Source organism: Rhodococcus sp. W8901, assembly GCF_013348805.1.
Classification (GTDB): domain Bacteria; phylum Actinomycetota; class Actinomycetes; order Mycobacteriales; family Mycobacteriaceae; genus Prescottella.
The window spans coordinates 5,229,880-5,254,665 of the sequence record NZ_CP054690.1 but is presented as its reverse complement, the minus strand read 5'-3'; the positions used below and the strand labels follow the sequence as shown (position 1 = coordinate 5,254,665).

The following is a 24,786-nucleotide window of genomic DNA, read 5'->3' as shown; positions in this document are numbered from 1 at the left end:
CGTCGTGGGACGGCTTCCGCCCTAGGGAGTGTTTGTTCGACGACGACGGCGCGAGCCGCCGCGGCGAACCAACCTCTCTTGGGGGCGATACGTGGATTCTGCTGAACCTCACCCAGAACCCCGCACTGAGTCGAGCGCTACCTCACGATCGGGCCCGGCGCGCCCCGCCGGCCGGTCCGGCGATCGGTTCCCTGACCGATTTCCACTGTCGGAGGCACAGCGTGCCCTGTGGTTCGCGCAGCAGCTCGTGCCCGACGTCCCGCTGTTCATCGCGCAGTACGTGGAGATCGACGGCCCGCTCGACATCGACGTGCTGCGCGCGGCGAACGTTCGCGCGGCCCGGGAGTTCCAGTCACCGTTCCTGTGCGTCGTCACCGTCGACGGCGAGCCCGTGCAGTACGTCGACCCGGCGCGGGACACGTCGATCACGCTGATGGACCTGCGCGCCGAGGCCGACCCGGTCGCGTCCGCGCACGCGTGGATGCAGCGAGAGGTGGCGACACCGCTCGACCTGTCGGTCGACCGCCTCGTCCAGACTGTGATCCTGCGGGTGGGTGACCGACATTTCCTGTGGTACAGCAGAAGTCATCACATCGCGCTCGACGGTTACGGCGCTGCGACCATGCTCTACCGCATCGCTCACCTCTATACGGCGGCGGTGGAGGGGCGCGAGCCGGATCCGCCCGCCGCGGTCGACCTGCACACCCTTCACGAGATCGACGAACGCTACCGGGCGTCGGGCCGTCACGACACCGATCGCGCGTACTGGGCGCACCGGCTCGACGGCGTGCGCGGCGTGGCGCTCATCGGTTCGGGCGCGCCCGCGGTGGCCGAAAGTCGGCTCGCGACTGCAGCATTGTCCGATGCGACGATGCGGCGACTCGAACGGACGGCGGCACCGCAGGGGTCCGACGCGTCCGCGGCGGCTCGGATCGTCGCCGCCTTCGCGTGTTTCCTGAGCCGGACGACGGGCCGCCGCGACGTGGTCGTGAACATCCCGGTCTCCGCCCGCACCACCGCCGTGCTGCGGCGGTCGGGCGGGATGACCGTCAACCTGTTGCCGCTTCCGGTCGAGATCCGCGACGACGACACGATCGGTGACCTCGCCGATCGAGTGCAGCTCGAAATGGTTGCGGCACTGCGTCATCAGCGTTGCAGCCGCGCCGACATCCAGCGCGACCGCGGTGGCGACGTCGCGGCGCCGATCGTCAACGTCATGTTCTTCCATCCCGAGATCGTGATGGGTCCGCTCGCGACCGAGTTCCACATCATCACGTCCGGGCCGGTGGACGACCTGCTGGTCAACGTCTACCAATCCGGAACGCCGGTCCGAACTTTCGTCGACTTCCGGGCGAACCCGCACCGGTACCCGGAGGAGGTCGAGGCGTCCTACCACCGACGCTTCCTGGAGTTCCTCGAGCAGTTCGTCGCCACCGACCTGCGGTCGCCCGTCACGGACGTGCACGTCGCCGCGGTGCCGTCCCCCGTGGCGGAGGCGTCCGCTCCGTCGCCGATCCTCGACACGGAAACCGAAGTGCCCGGCCCGTCCCCGCAGGCCGCCGACGGCCGGACCACACAGGTGATCGCGGACGTGTTCACCGTGGTCCTGGGGACACCCCGACCGGTCCTTCCCGAGGACAGCTTCTTCGATCTCGGCGGCGACTCGCTGGTGGCCACGAAGGTGGTGGCCCGCCTGAACGCGGCGCTGCATGCGACGCTGACGGTGCGGGACCTGTTCGAGATGCCCACGGCGCGCCGCCTCGCGCAACACGTCGGCACGCTGGTCGGACCGGACGGATCGCCGACCGGTCCGGTGCCGGTGCCGGTACCTGCCCGCGGTGATCGACCGGATCGGCTGCCGCTCTCGCCGGCGCAGCAGCGGATGTGGTTCGTCAACCAGCTCGACACCGATTCGCCGGTCTACAACATCGCGTTCGCGGTGACGTTGACCGGGGAGCTCGACACCGCGGCCCTGCGTGCCGCGATCGCCGACGTCGTCGAGCGCCACGAGGCGTTGCGCACGTTGTTCCCGGCGGACGTCGGCGGCCCGCACCAGGTGATCGTGCCCGCCGAGTCCGCCGCGGCGGACGTGACCCCGATCGCGGCGGGACGCGACGACGTGTGGGACGCCATCCGGGCGGATGCCGTCGTGGGGTTCGATGTGCGCGAACAGCTTCCGCTGCGCATCCGGCTGTTCCGGATCGGAGCGGACGAGTACGTCCTGGCGGTGGTCGTCCACCACATCGCGGCGGACGGGCAGTCGGTGCTGCCGCTGGCGCGCGACGTGATGGTCGCGTACGGCGCACGTCGGTCCGGCGGGCCGCCGACCTGGACCTCGCTGCCGGTCCAATACGCCGACTACGCCCTGTGGCAACGGGAGATGCTCGGCGACGAGTGCGACCACGACTCGATCGCAGCCCGACAACTGCGGTTCTGGACGGCCCGGTTGGCGGACCTGCCCCCCGCGATCGCACTGCCGCACGACCGTCCGCGCCCACCGACGGTGTCGACAGCGGGCGGGGCGGTCACGTTCGAGATCGCCCCGGACACGCACCTGCGGCTGCTCGAGCTGGGCCGCGAACGCGACTGCACGCTGTTCATGGTGCTCCATGCCGCCTTCGCGGTGCTGCTCTCGCGCCTCGGCGCCGGTCGTGACGTCGCGATCGGCACCCCCGTGGCCGGACGCGCCGCCGCCGAACTCGACGACCTGGTCGGCATGTTCGTCAACACTCTCGTCCTGCGCAGCGACGTCGATCCCGCGTCCACGTTCGTCGAGGTGCTGGCGCACGTCCGCGACACCGATCTGGGTGCGCTCGCCCACGCGGAGCTTCCGTTCGAGCGGCTCGTCGAGGAACTGGCGACCGACCGCTCGCCGGCGCACGCGCCGCTCGTCCAGGTGATGCTCGAACTGCAGAATCCCGAGACGACGGCGGTGGAGCTGCCGGGCGTCCTCGCCGACGTGCGGGAGGTGGACACCGGCGTCGCGAAGTTCGAACTGCAGCTGAGCGTGCGGGAGTATGTCGACGAGGGTGGGCATCCGCAGGGCCTGTCGGCCGCATTGCATTTCGCATGCGACCTGTTCGATCGCGAGACGATCGCGGGCTTCGCCGAGCGCCTGCAGCGCATCCTCGTGACGGTCGCCGCGAACGGTGACGCGGTCGTCGGCGACCTCGAGATCGCCGACGAATCCCAACGCGCGCTGTCCGCGCTGCCACCGGACGTGCTCGGCGTCGCCGCGACGCTGCCGGACCTGCTGGCTCGGGCGGCCGCGGCGGATCCGGCTGCGGTCGCCGTCGTCGCGGGTCCGACACGGCTGACGTACCGGGAGCTGTCCGAACGCGCGAACCGGTTGTCCCGCTGGCTGATCGAGCGCGGGGTCGGACCGGAGACCCGGGTGGCCGTCGCGATGACGCGGTCGGTGGACTTACCCGTGGTTCTCGCCGCGGTCGTCGGCGCGGGGGCCGCCTACGTGCCCGTGGACGTCGACTACCCCGACGAGCGCATCGCGTTCCTGCTCGCCGACGCCCGCCCGGCGTGCGTCCTCGTCGACTTCGCCGGTGCCCGGCGGCTGTCGTCGGTGCCGGTCGACGTCCCGCTCGTGGATCTCGACGACGCCTCGGTTCGCACCGGGGTCGCCGAGATGTCGCCGGACCCGGTCACCGACTCCGACCGCACCGCGCCACTGCGGCCCGACGCGACCGTGTACGTGATCTACACGTCCGGCTCGACGGGCCGGCCCAAGGGCGTCGCGGTCCCGCACCGTAGCGTGGTCACGCTGCTCGAGCGTACGCAGCCGCTCTTCGGCTTCGACGCGACCGACGTATGGACGATGTTCCATTCGTACGCTTTCGATTTCGCGGTGTGGGAACTGTGGGGCGCGCTGCTGCACGGCGCGACCGTCGTGGTGGTCGACCGCGACACGGCCCGGTCCCCCCGCGACTTCCTCGCGCTGTTGCGGGACGAGGCGGTGACGATCCTGAACCAGACTCCCGGCGCCTTCCGTCAGCTGATCGACGCGGACCGGGGGTCGGGCGACGGGGAGCGGGCGCTGCGGCTGCGGCAGGTGATCTTCGGTGGTGAGGTGTTGGATCCGTCTCAGCTGTCGGCGTGGTTCGAGCGCCGCGGCGACGTCACTCCGCGGCTGTCGAACATGTACGGGATCACCGAGACGTGCGTGCACGTCACCCACGTCCCGGTCTCCGCCGATTCGGCCACACACGGGATCCCGGGCTCGATCGGATACCCGCTGCCCGGGATGGCGGTTCGGGTGCTCGACGGGCGCCTGCACCCCCTGCCGCCCGGCATCGTCGGCGAACTGTACGTGGCCGGTGCCCAACTGTCGCGCGGCTACCTCGACCGCCCGGGGCTGACCGCGGGCCGGTTCGTGCCGGATCCGTTCGCGGCCGGGACCCTGATGTATCGGACGGGCGACCTGGGCACCTGGACTACCGACGGCACGCTGCGATTCGCCGGACGAGCCGACGCCCAGGTGCAGGTGCGCGGGTACCGGGTGGAACTGGGCGAGGTGGAGTCGGTGCTGGCCGCGGTGCCGGGGGTCGGCTCCGCCGTCGCGATCGCAGACGACGGTCCGGCCGGCATCCGGATCCTCGGGTACGTGGTGCCGTCGGACGGGGCGCCGATCGATCCGGTCGCGGTGAAAGATGCTGCGGCGCGATCGCTCCCGGGCTACATGGTGCCGTCGGTGGTCACCGTCCTGGACCGGCTGCCGACCACGGCCCACGGCAAGCTCGACCGCGCGGCGCTACCCGCACCCGAGGACGCCGAGCGCACGCGCATCGCGCCCCGTGATCCCGTCGAGGAGGCCGTCGCGTCGGCGGTCGGCGCCCTGCTGGGACTCGAGTGGGTCGGTGTCGACGACGACTTCTTCGCACTCGGCGGCAATTCGCTGGTGGCCGCGCAGTTGGCGGCGCGCGTCGGTGACGCGACGGGCGCCGACCTCGGCATCCGGGACGTGTTCGACGCGCCCACCGTCGCGGGGCTGGCACGCCGGGCCCGCGAGACCGATGCGACGGCGGGCCCGCGGACCCGCCCACCGCTCGTCGCCCGGCCGCGGCCCGCGCGTATTCCACTCTCGCCGGCCCAGCAGCGGATCTGGTTCGTCAACCAGTTCGACACGGACTCGCCGGCGTACAATATCTCGCTCTCCCTGCAACTGTCCGGGGCGCTCGACCGCGATGCGCTCGTCGCGGCGATCGGTGACGTGGTAGCGCGGCACGAGTCGCTGCGGACGATCTATCCGCTCGACGACGCCGGTCCGCGCCAGGAGGTGTTACCCGTCGACCGGCTGGATCTCGCGGTCGACAGCGAGGACGTGGGCGACGAGGACGATCTCCGGCGGCGGATGCGTGCGGTGATGTCGCGGGGGTTCGACGTCACGGTGCGGACGCCGCTGCGCGCCGGTCTGTTCCGGATCGGCGACTCCGAGCATGTGCTCACCGTGGTCCTGCATCACATCCTGTCCGACGGGTTCTCGCTCGGGGTGCTCGCGCGGGATCTCGCGGCGGCCTACGCGGCCCGGATCTCCACGGGCACACCGTCGTGGATGCCGCTCGACGTGCAGTACGCGGACTACGCGTTGTGGCAATCGGACTGGTTGGGCGACGCCGACGACCCGGACTCGCCGCTCGCCCGCCAGCTGGACTACTGGACCACGACCTTGGCGGGCCTGCCGGCCGTGCTGGACCTGCCGTGCGATCGGCCCCGACCCGACGTGCGGTCCCAGCAGGGCGGCCGCGTCGAGCTCGAGCTCCCGGCCGATCTGCACGGGCGCATCGTCGAACTCGCCCGCGAACACGATTCGAGCGTGTTCATGGTGATGCACGCGGCGCTGGCCACGCTGCTGGCGCGGGTCGGCGGGACCGACGACATCGCCGTCGGCACGCCCATCGCGGGCCGTGGCGCGGCGGCACTGGACGACATGGTCGGCATGTTCGTCAACACCCTCGTCCTGCGCTGCGACGTCGGCGGGAGTTGTTCGTTCGCGGAACTGTTGCGCCGGGTCCGGGAGGCCGACCTGAGCGCGTTCATGCACGGCGACACCCCCTTCGAGCGGGTGGTCGAGGCGATCGACCCGCCGCGGTCCACCGCGCATTCCCCGCTGTTCCAGGTGATGCTCGAGTTCCGGACCATCGCGCGCCCGGACGTCGAACTGCCCGGGCTGCGGGTCCGCGCGCTCGATCACGGCGACGAGGTCGCCAACTTCGATCTCCAGCTGAGCGTGGCGGAGGAGTTCGACCCGGTCGGCGATCCCGCGGGCATGTCGGCCGGGTTCGTCTTCGCGACCGACGTGTTCGACGTCGAGACGGTCCGCGGCCTGGCCGACCGGCTGGTGCGGATCCTGCGGGCCGCGGCGACCTCGGCCGACGTGATCGTCGGGGACATCGACATCCTCGATCCGTCCGAACGCGCCGCGCTGGCACCGGTCCGCGGCTCGCCCGGCGCCGTGCCGCGGACGCTCGCCGCGCTGCTCGCGACGGCCGCCGCGCCCGACCCGGAGCGGCCGGCGATCCGCTACCGGGGCGTCGACCTCTCCTACGGCGATCTCGATCGCCGGTCGAACAGGCTGGCCCACAGGATGATCGGCGCGGGTATCGGACCCGGCTCGGTCGTGGCGCTCGGCATGCCGCGCGGACCCGACTACCAGATCGCACTGTGGGCGGTCGCGAAGACCGGCGCCGCGTTCCTGCCGGTGGATCCCGCGCACCCACCCGAGCGAATCGCGTTGATGCTCGCCGACTCCCAGGCCCGCCTCGGACTCACCGACCGGGACGTGCGGACCGAACTCGCCGGGTCCGTGCCGTGGTGGCTGCTCGACGGCGACGACCTCTCGGTGTGGTCGGACGGGCCCGTCGGGGATGCCGAGCGGGTCTCGCCGGTGCGTCTCGACGATGTCGCGTATCTGATCTACACGTCCGGATCCACCGGAGTTCCCAAGGGGGTGGCCGTCACCCACCGGGGGATCGTGGACTTCGCCGCCCACCTGCAGGCGCGTTGCGCGGCGACGTGTTCGTCCCGCGTCCTGCACCTCGCGTCGCCCAGTTTCGATGCGTCGATCCTCGAACTGGTCCTCGCGGTCGGCGCCGGCGCGACCATGGTGATCGCCCCGCCCACGGTGTACGGCGGCGGCGAACTGCGCACGCTGCTCGCGGCCGAGCGCGTCACGCACTGCCTGATGACCCCGACGGCGCTGGCGGCCACCGACCCGGGTGGGCTCACCGATCTCGGGTGCGTGCTGGCCGGCGGCGAGGTGTGTCCGACCGACGTGGTCGCGCGCTGGGCACCGGACCGCGTCATGTACAACGCGTACGGTCCCACCGAGACCACCGTCGTGGGCAGCATCAGCGATCGCCTGGTGCCGGACGGTCCCGTGACGATCGGCGGTCCGGCCCCCGGATTCCACGCGCTGGTCCTCGACCCGCGACTGCAGCCGGTGCCGGTGGGCGCGCCGGGCGAGCTGTACCTCGCGGGTCCGGCGCTGGCCCGCGGATACCACCGACGCCCCGCGCTCACCGCGTCCCGGTTCGTGGCCGATCCGAGCGGACGCGACGGTGAACGGCTCTACCGCACCGGGGATCTGGTGCGTTGGATCGGTTCGGGCTCGCTGATGTACCTGGGACGCGCGGATCGGCAGATCAAGCTACGCGGCTATCGGATCGATCCCGGGGAGGTCGAGGCCGCCCTGACCGAACAGCCGATCGTGGGGCACGCCGTCGTGGACGTCCGCCGGGTGGGGCGGATCGGGGAGCGCCTGATCGCCTACGTGGTGCCCGCGGCCGGCGCCGACATCGACACCGCGGACCTGCACGACGTGCTCGCCGCGCGGCTGCCGTCGTACATGGTGCCGGCGCACATCACCGTGGTGCCCGAACTCCCGATGACCGTGCACGGCAAACTCGATCGCGGCGCGCTCCCGGACCCCGATTTCGGCGCCGAGGTGTCGACCGGGCGAGCACCCGCGACCGACACCGAGGCGACCCTGTCCCGCCTGTTCGCCGACGTGCTGGGGCTGGACGCGGTCGGCGTGGAGGATTCGTTCTTCGCCCTCGGGGGCGACAGCATCATGTCGATCCAGCTGGTTGCCCGGGCGAAGTCCGCGGGGCTGTCGGTCACACCGCGCGACGTCTTCGACCACCGGTCGGTCGCCGCGCTCGCCGCAGTCGCTGCCGCGCGGGGCGGCGCCGAGGCCGACACGGTCGAGGAACTCGACGGCGCGGGGATCGGCGAGGTGCCGCTGACCCCCGTCCTCGCGTGGCTGCTGCGGCGTGCGGGCCACCGGATCGGCCGGTTCTCCCAGTCGGTGCTGCTGAACCTGCCGCCGAACGTGCGGGAGAGCGACCTCGTCGACGCGGTGCAGGCGGTACTGGATCGTCACGACATGCTGCGTGCTCGGCTGACCCGTGATTCGGGTGACGAAACAGGCTGGCGGATGGAGGTTCTCCCGATCGGGAGCATCCGCGCGGAGGACACGTTCACCCGGATCCCGGTGGCGTCGTCCGACGGGGACACCCTCGGGAGCCTCGCGGGCGCCGCACTCGCCGCCGCCGCCGACCGACTCGACCCGGGGGCGGGGCGGATGGTCGGGGTCGTGTGGTTCGACGGACCGGCGGGTGGCGGCCGGCTGCTGGTGGTGGTGCACCACACCGTCGTGGACGGGGTGTCCTGGCGGGTGATCGTGCCGGATCTGGCGTCCGCGTGGGCACAGGCCGCGAGCGGCCGCACCCCCGCACTGGAGTCGGTGGGCACGTCGATGCGCCGGTGGGCCCACGCACTGTTGTCCGTCGCGGAGCGCCGACGCCGGGAGACTCCGTTGTGGGAGGGCATCGTCGGCGCGGGCGATCCGCCACTGGGCCGGCGTGCCGCGGATCCCGGCCGCGACGTCCATGCGACGGTCGAGGTGCTGCCGGTCGACCTCCCCGCCGACCTCACCGCCCCGTTACTCACGGCGCTGCCGGCCGCGATCCACGGCACCGCGGTCGACGTCCTGCTTGCCGCCCTCGCGATGGCGGTGGGCCGATGGAACACCGAACGCGGCCGCGCCGCAATCGATCCCCTCTTCGGCATCGAGGGTCACGGGCGGGAGGAGACGGTCGTACCGGGCGTCGACCTGAGTCGCACGGTGGGCTGGTTCACGTCGATCCACCCGGCGCGGCCCGCTCTGTCGTCGATCGACCTGGACGACGCGTTCGGCGGGGGGCCCGCCGCGGGCAGCGCGGTCAAACTCGTCAAGGAGCACCTGCGGTCCATCCCAGACCGCGGCATCGGTTACGGACTGCTCACCGAGCTCGACGGCGAGGCGGGCACTCGGCTCCGGTGCTCGCCGCAGATCGTCGTCAACTACCTCGGCCGGCTCGCCGCCGGGGACAGCACCGGATCGCGGATATGGATGCCGGTCGAGGGCGACGGACTCGGCGGTGCGCAGGATCCGAACATGCCGGTGGCGGCGCCGCTCGACATCTCCGCCGGGATCGGCTCGGGCCCCGGCGGTCCCGCGTTGCAGTCGTCGTGGTCGTTCGCGACGGGGGTGTTCGCCGAGATCGACGTCCGCCGGCTCGCACAGCTGTGGCGGGACGCGCTCGGGGCGCTCGCCGAGTACGCACGATCGCCCGACGCCGGCGGGCTCACGCCGTCCGACCTCCCACTGGTCCACCTCGACCAGCGTTCCATCGACGCCCTCGAGGCGCAGCGTCCCGGGCTGGTCGACGTCTGGCCCCTCACGCCGTTGCAGGCCGGGCTGCTGTTCCACGCCCGCATGGCGGGGAACTCCCTGGACGCCTACATGGTGCAGCTGGTCGTGGATCTGCGCGGCGAGCCCGATCGGGAACGGCTCCTCGCGTCGGCCCGCGCACTGTTCGATCGGAACCCGAACCTGCGCGCGTGCTTCGTGGACGACGGTGCGGGTGAGACGCTCCAGGTGATCGCGGCGGACGTCGCGGTGCCGTGGATCGAGATTGACCTGTCCGGGCTGGACGAGCCCGCGCGCGAGCATCGCTGGCGGGCGCTGCTGAGCGAGGACCGGGCGACTCCGTTCCCGATGGACCGCGCCCCGCTGATGCGGTTCGCACTCGTGCGCCTCGCTCCCGGGCGGTACCGGCTGCTCGTGACGCACCACCACATCCTGCTGGACGGCTGGTCGACCCCGCTTCTGCTGCAGCAGTTGCTGACGCTGTACGCGGCCGAGGCCGATGCGTCGGTGTTGCCGCGCGGCGGCGAGTACCGCGACTACCTGGTGTGGCTGGCGGACCAGGACGGGTCCGTCGAGGCGTGGCGTGCCGCCCTCACCGGCGCCACCGAGCCGACCGTGCTGACGTCCCCCCCGGGCGATGCGGACGAGCAGCAGACGGACGACGTCGCGGTGACCGAGGTGGCACTGAGCGCATCCGAGACCGCGGCGCTCACGCACGCGGCGCGGGAACGCGGTGTCACCGTCAACACCGTCGTGCAGGTGGCCTGGGCGCTCGTGCTCGGCGTCCTCACGGGCCGGTCGGACGTCGTGTTCGGTGCCACCGTATCCGGCCGTGCCCCGTCGGTTTCCGGCATCGAGACCATGATCGGCCTGTTCATCAACACGGTGCCGGTGCGCGTCAGGCTCGATCCACGTGAAACCATCGGGGATCTGCTGGCCCGCGTGCAGGGCGAGCAGTCGGCGCTGCTGGACCATCACCACATCGGACTCGCCGACATCCAGCAGTCGGCCGGACCGGGCGCGGTGTTCGACACCCTCACGGTGTTCGAGTCGTATCCGGTGGACCGGTCGGCGCTCGAACACGGCACCGACATCGCGGGCCTGCGCGTCGTCGGGGTGGAGGGTCTCGATGCCACGCACTACCCGCTGACCGTGATGGTGGGTCTGACCGAGCGCCTCCAGGTGTCCCTGAAGCACCGCGTGGGCAGTGTCACCTCGGCCGAGGCCGAGTCCATCGGCGCGCGACTGCGATTCGCTCTCACGGCGATCGCCCACGACGTCGCGCGTCCGGTGGCGGACATCGACCTGCTGTCCGGTCGGGAGCGGGAGACGCGGGTGCCGGCGCGGGGCGGGCCCCCGCGGCCGCCGCGGTTGTTGCCGGATCTCCTGACCGCGGCCGTCCCGGGCACCGTCGGCGCGCCGGACGCCGTCGCGGTGGACGCGAGCGACGGCCGCCTGACGTATCGGGACCTGGACGAACTGTCGAACCGATGGGCGCGCACGTTGATCGGTGCCGGGGCGTCGCCGGGCGCGGTGGTGGCGTGCGCGCTCCCTCGATCGGTGGAATCGGTGCTGGCGGTGTGGGCGGTGGCGAAGACCGGCGCGGCGTTCGTGGCCGTCGACCCGACCTACCCGCGCTCGCGTATCGGGCACATGGTCACCGACTCCGGGGTGAGCATCGGTGTCACGGTTCGCGCCCACCGCGCCGAACTGCCGGACTCGGTGCGGTGGCTGGTCCTCGACGACCCGCCGGAGGGCGTTGCCGCGGAACCGATCTCCGCCGAGGAACGCTCACGCCGGATGCTCGTGGACGACGTCGCCTATCTGATCTACACGTCGGGGTCGACGGGCCGACCCAAGGGGGTGAGCGTGACCCACCGCGGACTGGCGAGCCTGCTGGCCGAGCAGCAGTCGCGCTACCCGATCACCGCCGACGCGCGGTGCCTGCACATCTGCTCGCCGAGCTTCGACGTCTCCGTGCTCGAGATGTTGCAGGCCTTCGCGGCGGGGGCGACGCTCGTGGTGGCGCCGCCCGACGTCTACGGCGGCGACCCGCTCCGCGACCTGCTGCGCCGCGAGCGGATCACTCACGCGTGCATCACGCCGGCGGCCCTGGCGACCGTCGAACCCGAGCGCCTCGACCACCTCGATGTGCTGGTCGTCGCGGGCGATGCGGTGGGCCCGGAGTTGGTCGCGGACTGGGCTCCGGGGCGGATCATGCTCGACGGTTACGGACCGACGGAATCGACGGTGCTGTCCACGATCAGCGCACCGCTGGTCCCCGGCGCCGACATTCCCATCGGCACACCCGTCCGCGGTACCGACGCCATCGTGCTCGACGGGTTCCTGCGCCGGGTCCCGGCCGGGGTTCCGGGCGAGCTGTATCTGTCCGGGGCGGGCACGGCGCGCGGATACCACCGCCGGGAGGGACTGACCGCGACACGGTTCGTCGCGTGTCCGTTCGGACCGCCCGGCACCCGCATGTACCGCACCGGTGACGTCGTGCGCCGACGCCGGGACGGTGCGCTGGACTATCTGGGCCGCAGCGACTTCCAGATCAAGGTGCGCGGGTTCCGCGTCGAACTGGGCGAGATCGACGCCGTCCTCGTCGCGCATCCCGCGGTGGCACACGCGGTGACGGCGGCGCACCGGCGCAGCGCCGGGGATCCGCTGCTGGTCTCGTACGTGGTGCCCGGTACGGACGATGACATCGACGTGTCGGCGCTGACCGACTTCGCGGCCCAGCGGCTCCCGGGACATCTGCTGCCGAACGCTGTTGTGGTCCTCGACGAGATCCCGCTGACACCCGTCGGCAAGCTCGATCGCGACGCCCTCCCCGAACCCGACTTCACGTCGGCGGCGACGCGGTTCCGCGCCCCCAGCACACCGGCCGAGGAACACGTGGTGGCGGTCTTCTCGGAGGTCACCGGCGTCGAGCGAGTCGGTGTGGACGACAACTTCTTCGGGCTCGGCGGCAACTCGCTCAGCGCGACCCGGGCGGTCGCGCGGATCAACCGGTCCCTCGGCTCGGGGCTCGACGTGCGGGACCTGTTCGAATGCGGCACCGCCGGCCAGCTCGCCGCCCGCGCGGGCAGTGCCGCGGCCGACGACCGGCGGACGCTGCGCGCGGGCATACGGCCCGAACGGATTCCGCTGTCGTGGGCACAGGAGCGGATGTGGTTCGTCAACCAGTTCGAGCCGGCGTCCGCCGCGTACAACGTGCCGATGGCGTTGCGGCTGTCGGGGACGCTCGACGTGGCCGCGCTGCGGTCCGCGCTCGTCGACGTCGTGGAGCGGCAGGAGCTGCTGCGGACGGTGTTCCCGGTGTCGGCGTCGGGGCCGACGCAGGTGACGGTGCCGGCCGACGACGTGGTGGGGACCCTCACTCCCCGGCTCGTCGCCGCCGAGGACGTGACGGCCCGGGTCGCTGATCTGGTGGGTGCGGGTTTCGATGTGGCGGAGCAGGTTCCGGTCCGAGTGAGTCTGCTTCGGGTGGCGGACGACGTGCACGTGCTGGTCCTGGTGGTGCACCACATCGTCGCGGACGGGTTCTCGATCGGGCCGCTGGCCCGCGACGTCGCGACCGCGTACGCGGCCCGGGTGACGGGCGGGGCACCGGCGTGGGATCGGTTGCCGATCCAGTACGCCGACTATGCCCTGTGGCAGCGAGAGGTCCTCGGGGCGCCCGACGAGCCTCAGTCGCGGCTCGCCCGGCAGGAGTCGTGGTGGCTCGAGCGGCTCAGCGGTGCGCCTCCCGTGTCGGCGTTGCCGCTCGACCGGCCCCGCGGTGTGCGCCGGTCGACGCACGGCGGGCGAGTCTCGTTCACGTTGGGGCCCGACATTCACCGCTGCCTGGTCGACATTGCACGGCAGCATGATTCGACCCTGTTCATGGTGGTGCACGCGGCGCTGGTGGCATTGCTGTCCCGGATCGGATCCGATCACGACGTGGTGGTCGGCACTCCCGTCGCGGGACGCGGCGAGGCCGAACTGGACGATGTGGTCGGCATGTTCGTCAACACCCTGCCGCTGCGCACCGAGGTCGATCCCGGGGCGTCGTTCGCGGATCTGCTCGACGTGGTCCGCGATGGCGATGTCGATGCGTTCGCGCACGCCGACGTGCCGTTCGAGCGTCTCGTCGAACGCATCGGCGCGGGACGCAGCACGTCGTACGCGCCGCTGTTCCAGGTGATGCTCGAGTTCCGCAACGTCGATCGACCACGAGTGCAGTTGCCGGGTCTCACCGTCGAGGCGCTCGACGTGGACCCCGGCGAGGTGAAGTTCGATCTGCAGTTCGGGATCGGCGAGACCTCCGACGGCGGCGACGGGGCGGCCAGGCTGTCCGGTGAAATCCTGTACGCCTCGGACATCTTCGACCACTCGACGGTGGCGGGACTGGCCGATCTGACGGCCCGCCTGCTCGCAGCGGTCGCGGCCGACCCGGCGGGACCGGTCGGCGACCTCGACCTGACCGGTGCGCCCTCGCGAACCGCATCCGAGGACGCGGCGCCGATCGCGGCCGCAACGACACTCGCGGACCTGTTCGCGGCGTCCGCGGCCGCCACGCCCAACGCCGACGCGGTGGTCGCCGCCGCCCAGCGGATCAGCTACCGGGAACTCGACGAGCGTTCGAACCGACTGGCGCGGTGGCTGATCGATCGCGGAGTGGGGCCTGAATCGGTGGTGGCGGTCGTCATGGGCCGGACCGCGGACCTCGTCACGACCCTGGTGGGGATCGTGCGCGCCGGCGCAGCCTACCTCCCCGTGGACCCCGGATACCCCGCCGACCGGATCCGGTTCGTGATCGAGGACGCCGGGGCCGCGTGCGCGGTGGTGGACGAGGCGTTCCGCCGCGAGCGGGTGGACGTCGAGCTGCCCGACGACCTCCCGGTCGTGTGCCTCGACGCGCCCGGCATCCGCGACGAGATCGACCGGCACCCGGCCGTGCCCGTCACCGACGACGACCGAACTCGCCCGCTGCACCCGGATTCGCCCGCGTATCTGATCTACACCTCGGGCTCGACCGGGCGACCCAAGGGCGTGACGGTGAGCCACCGCAACGTCGCGACGCTGCTGACCGGTGCCCGGGACGTCCTCGGGCTCGGGCCGGGTGACGTGTGGACGATGTTCCACTCGTTCGCGTTCGACTTCGCGGTGTGGGAACTGTGGGGCGCGATCGGATTCGGTGGCCGGGTGGTGGTCGTGGACTACCACACCGCGCGCGACCCGCACGCGCTGCTGCGACTGCTGCGGGACGAGTCCGTGACGGTGCTCAGCCAGACCCCGTCGGCCTTCTACCCGCTCGCGGACGCCGATGCCGATTCCGCGGGCGATCTCGCGCTGCGCCACGTGGTGTTCGGCGGCGAGGCACTGGACGCGGCGCGGCTGTCCGACTGGATCGAGCGCCACGGCGACCGGACCCCCGCCCTGGTCAACATGTTCGGCATCACCGAGACGTGCGTGCACGTGACCTGGCAGCGGATCGACGCCGCGGCGGTGCGCGCCGACCGGGCGCAGCGTCCGCTGGGGTCGACGGTCGGTGTCGGGCTTCCCGGCGTCCGCGTCCGGGTGCTCGACGATCGCCTGCATCCCGTGCCGCCCGGCGTCGCCGGCGAACTGTACGTCTCCGGTCCGCAGGTGGCGCGGGGCTACCGCGGTCGTGCCGGTCTCACCGCGTCCCGCTTCGTCGCCGACCCGTTCGCGGCCGGACAGCGGATGTACCGCTCGGGCGACCGGGTCCGCCGAACGGCATCCGGGGCGCTCGAGTACCTGGGGCGCAGGGACTTCCAGGTGCAGCTGCGCGGATTCCGGGTGGAGCCGGGTGAGGTGGAGTCGGCGTTGCTGGCGGTGCCGGGCGTGGCGACGGCCGTCGTGCTCGGCCGTGCCGGGGATGCCGGCGGTCTGAGGCTGTTCGGGTACGTGGTGCCCGAAGCCGGCCACGTGGTGGACCAGGAAGAGGTGCTCGCGGCGGTCGGGCAGCGGCTGCCGTCCTACATGGTGCCGGCCGCGATCACGGTGCTCGACGCGTTCCCGATGACGTTGAACGGCAAGGTCGATCGCGCCGCACTACCGGTTCCGGCACCGAGCGCGGGTGCGGGACGCGCACCCGCCACCGACGTCGAGCGGATTCTCGCAGGGTTGTTCGCGGAGATCCTCGGCGTCGGATCGGTGGGTGCCGACGACTCCTTCTTCGGGCTCGGCGGCGACTCGATCATGTCGATCCAGCTGGTGGCCCGCGCCAAGTCCGCGGGAGTGACGCTGACGCCGCGGGACGTCTTCGAACGGCGCACCGTGGCCGGTCTCGCCGAGGTGGCGGAGTTCGCCGAACTGGAGGGGCCGCCGCCGCTGCCGGAGCTTCCCGGTGCCGGGGTCGGCGACGTCGTCACCACTCCGATCGTGCACTGGCTCGCGGACCGGGGCGGGGACTTCGGCCGGTACTCGCAGTCGGTGCTGCTCGACATTCCGCCCGACATCGGAGCCGACGTCCTGGCCCGGGGCATGGACGCGGTCCTCGACCGTCACGACATGCTGCGGTCCCGGCTGCGTCCCGACGAGCGATCCGGTACCGGCCGGCGGATCGAGGTGCGACCTCCCGGAGCGGTCGACGCCGTCGCGATCGTTCGGGTCGTTCCCGTCGATACGGTGTCCGGTGCCGGTTTCACCGAGGCCGCCCGCACCGCCCTGGACTCGGCGGCGGATCGACTGGACCCGCTGTCCGGCAGCATGATCCAGCTCGTGCGGTTCGCCGCGGCCGACGGCGTGCGGCTGCTGATCGTGGCTCACCACCTGGTGATCGACGGCGTGTCGTGGCGGGTCCTGGTCCCGGATCTGGCGGCGGCCTGCTCCGCGGTGGCGGCGGGCACCGATCCGGCTCTGCCACCGGTCGGGACGTCGATGCGGACGTGGGCGGACGGACTCGCGGCGGCCGCACCGTCTCGGGTGTCCGAGCTGGACCTGTGGAGATCGGCGACCGCTGCCGACGGGCGGTGCCCGGTCGGTCGCGACCTGGATCCGCACGTGGACGTCGCGTCCACGCTCGACCGCGTCGAGGTGGAACTGCCGGCCGACGTCACGCGCGCCCTCACGACCGCGGTGCCCGATCTCTTCCACGGATCGGTCGACGACGGGCTGCTCACCGCACTGGCCCTCGCGCTGGTCCAGTGGCGGCGCGAGCGCGGGGGTGACGGCGACACGGTCACCGTCGCTCTCGAAGGCCATGGCCGGGAGCAGCAGGTGTTGCCCGGTGCCGACCTGTCCCGGACCGTCGGCTGGTTCACGTCGCTGTACCCCGTGCGATTCGACCTCTCCGGGATCGACATCGACCGGGCGGCCGGCGGCGGCGATGCCATCGGCGCCGCGGTGAAGGCGGTCAAGGAGCAGCTGCGGGCAATTCCCGATCACGGCATCGGGTTCGGCATGCTCCGCTACCTGGACGACGCGACGGCGGCCGTACTCGCGCCGCGTCGTCTGCCGGACATCAGCTTCAACTACCTCGGCCGGTTCGACACCGGTACCCCCGATCGCGGCACCGGAACCTGGCTTCCCGTCGAGGATTCCGGCCTGCGTGGCGTCGTCGCGCCGGACCTGCCGGTGGTGTTCGCGATCGACGTCAACGCCGTCACGCTGTCTGGACCGGACGGACCTCGCCTGGCCGCGACGTGGGACTTCCCGCGGGGCGTCCTGACATCGGGCGAGGTGGATCGGTTGGCGCAATTGTGGAGCCGCGCCGCTCACGCGCTCGCCGCACACGCGCGCACACCCGGGGCGGGCGGATCGACCCCGTCCGACCTGGATCTGGTGGAACTGGGGCAACCGGCGATCGACCGTCTCGAACAGCGGTACCCGGGCCTGGCCGACGTGTGGCCGCTCTCGCCGATGCAGCGCGGCATGCTGTTTCACGCCGAACTGGCCGAGGAGTCCACGGACGCGTACCTGGTGCAGCTGATCCTGACCCTCGAGGGTGCGGTGGACGGACCCCGTCTGCGCCGCGCGAGCCGGACGCTGCTGGGCCGCCATCCGAACCTGCGGACGGCCTTCACGCGACTACCGAGCGGCGACGCGGTGCAGGTGGTGGGCAGCGGAGGAGAGGCGCGGTGGAGCGAGATCGACCTCTCCGTCCTCGGGGAGCGGGCCGCGGCCACGCGTCTGACGGAGCTGCTGGACGAGGACCGCGCGACCCCGTTCGACGTCACGGTCGCTCCACTCGTGCGAATCATGCTGGTGCACATTCCCGGTGGCGCGCACCGGTTGGTGTTCACCAATCACCACATCCTGTTCGACGGATGGTCCACCCCGCTCCTGCTCGAGGAGCTCGTCACGCTGTACCTGACGGGCGGCGACGACGACGCGTTGCCGCGCCCGCGCCCGCACCGCGGCTACCTCCAATGGCTGGCCCGGCAGGACCGGGATGCCGCGGTCGACGCGTGGGTGCGCGCCGTCGCCGACGTCGACGACCCCACGCTGCTGCTGCCGGGCCGCGCCGCGGCCACCGAGGCGTACACCGAGTCGCGTGACCTCGCGTACCGACTCGACGCCGCGACGTCGGACCGGCTCCGGGAACTCACCAGGGCCCGTGGCGTCACGCTGAACACCGTCGTCCAGGCATCGTGGGGGATCGTGCTGGGGCTGCTCACCGGACGTGACGACGTGGTCTTCGGGGCCACGGTGTCGGGCCGCCCGCCGCACGTCGCGGGCATCGAAACCATGATCGGGCTGTTCATCAACACGATTCCGGTCCGGGTCCGGCTGGATCCGTACGCGCGCCTCGGCGAGCTGCTGGACCGGGTCCAGGCCGCGCAGTCGGCGATGCTCGACCACCACCACGTCGGGCTGCCCGAGATCCAGCGCGCCGCCGGCCCGGGCTCGATCTTCGACACGCTCACGGTGTTCGAGTCGTACCCGGCCCGTGGTGCGGTGGCGGCGGACACCGACCTCGACGGGATGCGGCTGACCGATGTGGAGGCTCGCGATTCCGCACACTTCCCGCTGAGTGTCGTCGCGTCGGCGCCCGACCGGCTGCACGTGACGATGAAGTTCCGCCCGGACCTGGTCGACGGCGCGACGGTGGCCGGTATCGCCGCGCGGCTGTTGCGGGTGCTGCAGGCATTCGCGGAACTCGCCGACGATCCGCAGCGACGGCTCGCGGACCTCGACCTCCTGACCGGTGTCGAGCGTCGCGCCCTGGTCCCGGTGCGCGGCGGGCCGCGGTCCGAACTCCGCACGCTCCCCGAGATCCTCGACGCCGCCGCGGCCCGCGACCGGGAGGTGACCGCTCTCGTCAACGGCGGTCGCGAGGTCACCTACGGCGAGCTCGATTCGTGGTCCAGCCGACTGGCGCGGACGCTGATCGCCCGCGGTGTCGGGCCGGAATCGCGGGTGGTGCTGGGGATACCGCGATCGATCGAGTCGGTGGTCGCGATGTGGGCGGTGGCGCGTGCGGGCGGCGCGTTCGTACCCGTCGATCCGGACTACCCGGCCGAGCGGGTCTCGGCCATGCTCGCCGACTCGGGCGCCGACATCGCCCTGACGACCACCAAGCACCGGGCGCGACTGCCCGACGGCCCGCGATGGCTGGTCCTCGACGACGAGGCGTTCGCGGCCGAGTGCGCCGACGCGTCCCCCGGTCCGGTCACCGACACCGACCGGACCGCGCCGCTGCGGCTCGACAGCCCCGCCTACCTGATCTACACGTCCGGATCCACGGGACGACCGAAGGCTGTCACCGTCACACACCGGGGCCTCGGCAACTATGCGGACGCGCAGCGGGACGTCAGCGGTGTGACCGCGGAGGCACGCACCCTGCACTTCTCGTCGCCCAGCTTCGACGTCTCGGTCCTCGAGTATCTGCTGTGTTTCGCGGTCGGCGCGACGATGGTGATCGTCCCGCGCACGGTCTACGGCGGATCCGAACTGACCGCGGTGCTGCGGAAGCAGCGGGTGACGCACGCGTTCATCACCCCGGCCGCGCTCGCGTCGGTGGATCCGTCCGGGCTCGACGACCTCGAGTGCGTGCTGGTCGGCGGCGAGGCCTGGCCCCCGGAACTGGTGGACGACTGGCTGCCGCAGTGCCGCGTCCTGAACGTTTACGGCCCCACCGAGACCACGATCGTCGTCAATGGTGAGGAGTTCGTCGCGCACCAGGAGGCAGCGCATTCCCTGGGCCGGCCCATCGCGGGGGTGACCGAGACGGTGCTCGATTCCCGCCTGCAGCCGGTCCCCGTCGGTGTCTCGGGCGACGTCTACATCGCCGGGCCCGGACTGGCCCGCGGTTACCATCGGCGCCCGGGACTGACGGCGGCCCGCTTCCTGCCCGACCTGTTCGGTGCGCCGGGCGAGCGGATGTACCGCACCGGGGACATCGGTGCGTGGACGGCCGACGGCAAGCTGGAGTATCGCGGGCGCAGCGACTTCCAGGTCAAGGTCCGCGGCTTCCGGATCGAGCTGGGCGAGATCGACGCCGTCCTGACGGGGCATCCCGATGTGCGGTTCGCGGCCACCCTCGGCCGCCGCGGGCCGGGCGGCGACACGGTGCTGGTGAGCTACGTCGTCGCGCACGACGGCCGCCGGATCGACATCGACGATCTGCGGGCGCGGCTGGCCGAGCGGGTACCGGAGTACATGGTGCCGACGGCGTTCGTCGTGCTCGACGACATCCCGCTCACCCCGGTCGGCAAGCTCGACCGCCGCGCGCTGCCCGAACCCGAGTTCGGTTTCACCACCACGGTGTTCCGCGCCCCGACCGATCCCGTCGAGGAGGCGATCACGGCGGTGTTCGCGGAGGTCCTCGGAGTCGACCGGGTGGGCACCGGCGACAGCTTCTTCGACATCGGGGGCAACTCGTTGTCCGCGACGCGGGCCGTGGCGCGACTCGACGAATCCCTCGGCATCGACCTCGGTGTGCGGGCGCTGTTCGAGGCACCCACGGCGGCCGCGCTCGCCGAGCGGATCGAACACGCCGACACCGGCCCTTCCGGTCGCCCGGTGCTCGAGGTGGCGCCGCGCCCGGCGGAGATCCCGCTGTCGGCGGCGCAGCAGCGCATGTGGTTCATCAACCAGTTCGACCCGTCGTCGCCCGCGTACAACGTGCCGCTGGCGGTGCGCCTGACCGGTGCCCTCGACGCGCCCGCGCTGAGAGCGGCGATCGACGACGTCCTGTCGCGGCACGAGTCGTTGCGCACGCGGTTCCCGGTCGGCGCCGCCGGGCCGATCCAGGATGTCCGTCCGGTCGCCGAGGTCGCGGTCGTTCTCGACCCGGTCGTGGTCGCGGGCGAGGCCGAACTGCGGGACCGCACCCGTGCCATGGTGTCCACGGGATTCGATGTGACCGAGCGGGTTCCGGTGGAGGGGGCGCTGCTCGAGGTGGGGTCCGACGTGCACGTGCTGGTCCTCGTGGCGCACCACATCGTGATCGACGGCTACTCGCTGGGGCCGTTGGCGCGTGATCTGATGCGTGCCTACGTCGCACGCACCGTCGGGCACGGTCCGGACTGGGATCCGCTGCCGGTGCAGTACGCCGACTACACGCTGTGGCAGCGGGCACTTCTGGGCGCCGAGGACGATCCCGGATCGGTCCAGTCCCGGCAGCTCGGTTACTGGACCGAGACGCTGTCCGGTGCGCCCGACCTGCTGGGGCTGCCCACGGACCGACCGCGGCCGATTCAGCAGTCCTTCCGTGGCGACCGTGTGGAGTTCGCGCTCGACCCTGGGCTGCACCGACGACTCCTGACCTTCGCACGTGACCACGGAACAAGCCTGTTCATGACGATCCACGCGGCCCTCGCGGTGCTGCTCGCCCGGTTGGGTGACACCGATGACATCGTGGTGGGCACCCCCATCGCCGGGCGCGGCGAGCGCGCACTGGACGAGCTGGTGGGAATGTTCGTCGGAACACTCGCGCTGCGCACCAGGATCGCTGCACGGCAATCGTTCTCGGAGCTTCTGGCGACGGTCCGGGACATCGATCTCGGAGCCTTCGCACACGCCGACGTGCCGTTCGAGCGGGTGGTCGAGAAGCTCGATCCGGCCCGATCCACCGCGTACTCACCGCTGTTCCAGGTCGCGCTCGAGTTCCAGAATCTCGAGAGCGCCCGACTCGAGCTGTCCGGGCTGACGCTCGAGGGATTGTCGATCGGCGCCGGGATGGTCAAGGAGGACCTCGAGTTCGTGCTCGGTGAACTGCTCGACGGCGACGGTGCGCCCGCGGGGATCTCCGGGGGCATCGCGTTCGCGACCGATCTCTTCGACCGCGACACCGTGCAAGGCTTCGCCGAGCGTTTCGTGCGGATCCTCGAGACCGCGCTGGCAGATCCGGGCCGGCCCGTCGGTGACCTCGAGATCCTGCACCCGCACGAGCTGGCGGGGCTGGCCCCCGCGCGAGGCGGGCCGGATGCGCCGACGATCCTGCTCGCCGATCTGCTCGAGTCCGCGGCGCGAAACGCCGACGCCGTCGCGGTCGTGTGCGACGGCCGTGAAGTGACGTACCGGCAACTCGACGACGAGTCGAATCGGCTGGCCCGGCTCCTGATCGCCATGGGAGCGGGCCCGGAAACATATGTCGCGCTGGGGCTGTCACGTTCGGTGTCGTCGGTGCTCGCGGTGTGGGCAGTGGCGAGGACGGGTGCGGCGTTCGTGCCGGTGGACCCGGGCTACCCGACGGAGCGCATCGAGCGGATGCTCACCGATTCCGGTGCCGGAGTGGGTGTGACGGTGCGGTCGTGCCGGGAGCGACTGCCGGATTCGGTCGACTGGTTGGTCCTCGACGATCCCGAGGTCGCGGCCGCCGTCGCGGCCGAGTCGGCCACACCGATCTCCGACACCGAGCGGATCCACCCGCTCCGTGCCGATCACCCCGCGTACCTGATCTACACCTCGGGCTCGACCGGCACGCCGAAGGGTGTCGTGCTCACGCACCGGGGGCTGGCCAACCTGGCGGCCGAGGAGCGGGAACGACTGGGCGTGACGCCGCAGGCGCGGACCCTGCACTTCGCGTCACCGAGCTTCGACGCGTCGGTGTTCGAGACGGTGATGGCCCTGAGCGCGGGCGCCACGATGGTCGTCGTCCCCTCCGACGTGTACGGCGGCACCGAGTTCGCCTCGCTGCTCGAAACCGATAGGGTGACGCACGGATTCGTCACGCCGACCGCGCTGGCCTCGGTGGACCCCGTCGGGCTCGAGAGTCTGCGGACGCTCGTGGTGGCGGGGGAACCGTGCCCGCCGGAGTTGGTGATGCGCTGGGCTCCGGGACGCACGATGCTCAATGCGTACGGCCCCACCGAGACCACGATCATGGCGAACATCAGCGCACGGATGCGGCCGGGCGAGCCGGTCACGTTCGGCGGTCCGATCCGCGGTGTCACCGAACTGGTCCTCGACCCGCGTCTGCACCCGGTCCCGCGCGGGGTCGTCGGCGAGTTGTACATCGCCGGCTCCGCGCTGGCCCGCGGTTACCACCGGCGGCCCGGGCTCACGGCCGGCCGCTTCGTCGCCGACCCGTTCGGTCGGAGCGGCGGGCGCATCTACCGCACCGGCGATCTCGTCCGATGGCGCGGGGACGGCACCCTCGAGTACATCGGGCGCAGCGACTTCCAGGTCAAGGTCCGCGGCTTCCGGATCGAGCCGGGCGAGGTCGACGCGGTGCTCACTGCGCAGCCGAACGTCGGATTCGCCGTCACGCTCGCGCGTCCCGGACCGGCCGGCAACACACTGCTGTGCTCGTACGTGCGCCCGGCCGAGAACGCCCACGTCGACGCCGACGATCTGCGCCGCGACGTGGGGCGTCACCTGCCCGCGCACATGGTTCCCGCGGCGGTGACCGTCCTCGACCGGATCCCACTGACACCGACGGGCAAACTCGACCGCACCGCGCTGCCGCCGCCCCAGTTCATGTCGCCGGCGACGGTGTTCCGCGAGCCGAGCGGCCCGATCGAGACGGCGGTGGTGGACACGTTCGCCGACGTCCTCGGCGTCGAGCGGATCGGGTTGGACGACAGCTTCTTCGATCTCGGCGGGACCTCGCTGCTCGCGACGAAGGTCGTCACCGAGCTGCGGACCCGCCTGGGACCCACCGTCGCGTTGCAGGCACTGTTCCTCGATCCGACGCCGGCGGGTCTCGCCGGACGGATCGCCGACACCACCTCCGGCGGGGTGGACGACGCCCTTCGCCCCCTGATCCCGCTGCGGGGCACGGGGTCCGGGCGCCCGCTGTTCTGCGTGCATCCCGGAATCGGGCTGTCGTGGGGGTATACGGGACTGGTGCAGTACCTGCCGTCGGAGCGGCCGGTCTTCGGACTGCAGTTGCCGGTGATCGCGGGCGGGCCGCAGTACGACTCGCTCGAGGAGCTGGCCGCGCGGTACGTCGACGAGATGACCGCCGTCGCGCCGGACGGGCCGTACGACCTGCTCGGCTGGTCGCTGGGCGGCGTGATCGCCCACGCGATGGCCGTCGAACTGCAGCGGCGGGGGAGGTCCGTCGCGGCGCTGGCGGTCATGGACGCCTATCCCGACGGCGGTTCGGATCCCCTGCTCGGCCGGCTCGATCTGGCTGACCTGCTGCGCGGTCTGGGCTTCGAACTCCCGGCTTCGGAGCATACGATCGACTATGCGGGCGCCGCGCGAATGCTCAACTCCCACTTCGGGACCGCCGATGCTGTCACCGCCGATCACCTCGAACGGATCAACGACGGATACGCCAACTCGCGGCTGCTGGTGCACCGATTCGTGCCCGGTGTGTTCGACGGAGACCTGTTGGTGTTCCCGGCGGCCCGCGGGCAGGACGGCGGCGGCGACCGGTCCGCGGGGGAGTGGAGGCCACTCGTCACCGGCGACATCGAGGAGTGCCCCGTCGACTGCGGGCACAACGACATGATCGAACCGGACTCGGTCGCGGTGATCGGTCCCGCGCTGGCGCGATATCTCGAGCGGCGGGGCTGACCGACTCGACCGGGACCGTAGGCCACCGAACGGGGGATCGCGCCGGACAGACAGAATTCCGTGGTCCGCCGTTTTGTACAAAACCTCGCACTCCGTACAGATTTTCTCCGCGGCACAGTGTGGTTCCCGGTCGAGTGGTGCCCCGCCGGGTGGAC

The 24,786-nt window shown here is 71.8% G+C and carries 1 protein-coding gene; it reads left to right on the top strand.

The window, feature by feature from the left end:
* Nucleotides 1–91: 91 nt before the first annotated feature.
* Entirely contained in the window at nucleotides 92–24,631 is a 24,540-nt protein-coding gene (locus HUN07_RS24445) for a non-ribosomal peptide synthase/polyketide synthase (RefSeq protein ID WP_174913593.1), read from the top strand.
* Nucleotides 24,632–24,786: the final 155 nt, after the last annotated feature.